3 protein-coding genes are annotated in these 2,998 nt (G+C 46.5%); all 3 read left to right on the top strand.

Features of this window, described 5'->3' with window-relative positions:
- Window positions 1–277: DUF5357 family protein (locus F6K20_RS31915; protein ID WP_287297440.1), on the top strand; the 277-nt coding region annotated here is incomplete at its 5' end.
- A 266-nt stretch (window positions 278–543) separates the two neighbouring features.
- The gene (locus F6K20_RS31910) at window positions 544–2,052 is read left to right on the top strand and encodes a DNA phosphorothioation system restriction enzyme (RefSeq protein WP_008187704.1); all 1,509 of its coding nucleotides are present in this window, start codon (window positions 544–546) and stop codon (window positions 2,050–2,052) included.
- A gap of 173 nt (window positions 2,053–2,225) precedes the next feature.
- On the top strand, window positions 2,226–2,998 hold a 773-nt coding region (locus F6K20_RS31905; protein ID WP_287297438.1), incomplete at its 3' end, for a NarL family transcriptional regulator.

Below are 2,998 nucleotides of genomic sequence, written 5' to 3'. Positions count from 1 at the left end.
AAGCTCACCGGTTGCTGAAGATCCTCTATGGAAAGTAACCTATAAATTTTCATCCAGGGAGTCTGGGTATGACTATAACTTAGACTTGCAGGCCAATTGGAACGGTCCCCGTTCAAGCCCTGACACCAAACCTGAGTATTATTCCTTCACCAAGTCTTGTCGAATTAAGCAGGTGGATGGGCGATCAGGGTTAGGTTCTCAAGCAATTGGTAATGTGGAATGCCAACCCTCTAGGACAGGGGAAATTGAGGTGTTTGCTGACCAAGGAAAACGGTAAAAAGTAAAATTAAAAAGACTTGCTTACATCAAAATAGAAAATAGCAACTAGGAAATAGCAACTAGGAAATCTAGGATTTATAAATAGGACACGAACAATATTGCTGATTTTTAAGAACACAAAAAAATCCTCCAAGCTCTTTCCTACTGCTCCCTACTCCCTGCTCCCTGCTCCCTTGTTACTTTAATCCTATGTTCACAACTCAAATAAAAATGCTATAGCAAATACTAAATACCAATTATCAAATAACAAAAGACCAATGACCAATGAGGAACAACAAATTCCCATTCGTGGTATCAGAGGACTGGGAAAGTGTAGCAGCACGAGGATACTATCAGCCCTCCCCTAACATCACAGTAGCTGAATCGGGGGGAGCTTACCAATTACCGCTCTCCTTTGAGACTCACTCACCCAAGGGATGCCCTAGGATACCACCGGATATTCAGCTGCGGCAGTATCAGCGGCAAGCGGTGGCAAATTGGTTTGCCCATCGGGGACGAGGAACCCTGAAAATGGCAACGGGTAGTGGTAAAACTATTACTGCTTTAGCGATCGCAACGGAACTGTATCAAAAAATTGGTTTACAGCTGTTGCTGGTAGTTTGCCCTTACCGCCACTTGGTCACCCAGTGGGCAAGAGAATGCGAACACTTTAATCTAGAACCGATATTAGCCTTCGAGAGTGTCTACAGCTGGCAGAGTCAACTATCTGCCCAGCTATACAACCTCCAGGTTGGGAAACAATCGTTTATTACCATAATCACTACCAATTCTACCCTGATCAAGGAGGGTTTCCAGTCTCAGCTGAAGTATTTTCCTGAAAAAACCCTGATAGTGGGAGATGAAGCCCATAATTTCGGGACTACCCGCATCGAAAAGAGTTTACCCCGTAACATTGGACTGCGCCTTGGTCTGTCAGCTACACCGGAACGGTATTTTGATGAAGCTGGAACAGAAGCATTGTTTGACTATTTTGGTTCGGTATTACAACCAGAACTGACCTTAGCCGATGCTATTCGCCAAGGAGCGCTAGTGCGTTACCTCTACTATCCGGTGTTCGTGGAATTAACAGAGGCGGAAAATATTGCCTATGCTAAGTTAACTCAACGGATTGGTTGGGCATTAGGGGAAGCAGACGATATAGAAAATGACACTACTTTAACATCGTTATTGATGCAACGAGCTCGGTTAGTTGGGGCGGCGGCAAACAAGTTAAGGGCGTTGCAGCGGTTAATGGCTAAGCGACTGAACACCTACCATACCTTGTTTTATTGTGGGGATGGTTCGGTAGATGGGCAAGTGAGTAATGAAAGCAACCGTCAGTTAGCAGCAGTAACCCAGTTACTAGGTTCTCAACTGGGGTATCGGGTCAACACGTACACTGCCCAGACACCGTTGGCAGAACGGGAGGAATTACGTCGTCAATTTGAGCGGGGGGAGTTGCAGGGGTTAGTAGCAATTCGATGTTTGGATGAAGGGGTGGATATTCCATCCATTGAAACTGCGGTAATTCTGGCAAGTAGTAGCAATCCCCGCCAATTTATTCAGCGGCGGGGGCGAGTGTTGCGACCGCACCCAGGTAAGGAACGGGCAACGTTATTTGACATGATTGTTTTGCCCCCAGATTTGGGACGGGAAACTTGGGAAGTGGAACGGAGTTTGTTGAAAAAGGAATTGAAGCGATTTTTGGAGTTTGCTGAGTTGGCGGATAATGCTGGGCAGGCCAGGGTAAAATTGCTGGAAATTCAGCAGCGCTATGGAGTGCCAGATTGCTAATTGCCAAGAATGCGATTGGGGGGTTGTGAGAGTGGCTTTATGATTGTCGCTAATTTTTCCCCCATGCCCCCTGCTCCCTGTCCCCCTGCTATTTGAGAAAAGGTACATATGCGAACCGGATTTGGTATAATCTCTAAGTTTCGCCTATATACGCCCATAGATGATGATTTAAGATGAACATTCCCTCGATTTGTAGCTATAACGAATGGGACCCTCTCGAAGAAATAATTGTGGGAACTATTGACGGGGTTACAGCCCCTGTTTTAACCCATGACATAAAAACCTTCATACGAAAGGACTATTGGAGCTTCTATCGAGAGCATGGGGGGAAACCCTACCCCACAGAATTGGTGAAGAAAGCCGCCAAAGCTCTAGATAACCTTCAAGAAGTGCTTGAAGGAGAAGGTGTCATTGTACGACGACCAGAAGCTGTTGATTATGCCCATCATATTTTTAAAACACCTTATTTTACATCAGCGGGATTCTTTAATGCTGATGTGAGGGATGTCTTGCTTGTTGTGGGCGAGGAAATCATCGAAGCGCCTATGTCTCAAAGATGCCGCTATTTCGAGTTCTTGCGCTATCGTCCCCTGATTCAGGAATATTTCCAGCAGGGAGCAGGCTGGACAGCGGCTCCCAAGCCCAAAATGTCTGATGCCCTCTACGATTGGGACTATCCTGAAGAAGATATGGCCTTTTTCCGGGGGGAATCTGGTGTACCAGATAGCGTTGGTCCTTTGAATGGGCGCTTCATTACTACCGAGTCAGAACCTTGCTTCGATGCAGCTGATTTCACTCGCTTCGGCAGAGACATCTTGGCACAGAGGAGCCACGTCACCAACGACTTGGGAATTCAGTGGATGCAGAGGCATCTTGGCTCGGAGTACCGAGTCCACACAGTCAAGTTCCGTGATCCAGCTCCCATACATATGGATGCAACTTGGGA

It is taken from the genome of Moorena sp. SIO2C4, from assembly GCF_010672485.1.
In the GTDB taxonomy this organism is placed as follows: domain Bacteria; phylum Cyanobacteriota; class Cyanobacteriia; order Cyanobacteriales; family Coleofasciculaceae; genus Moorena; species Moorena producens.
The sequence above is the reverse complement of the archived record's forward strand: the minus strand, read 5'-3'. Positions and strand labels throughout refer to the sequence as shown.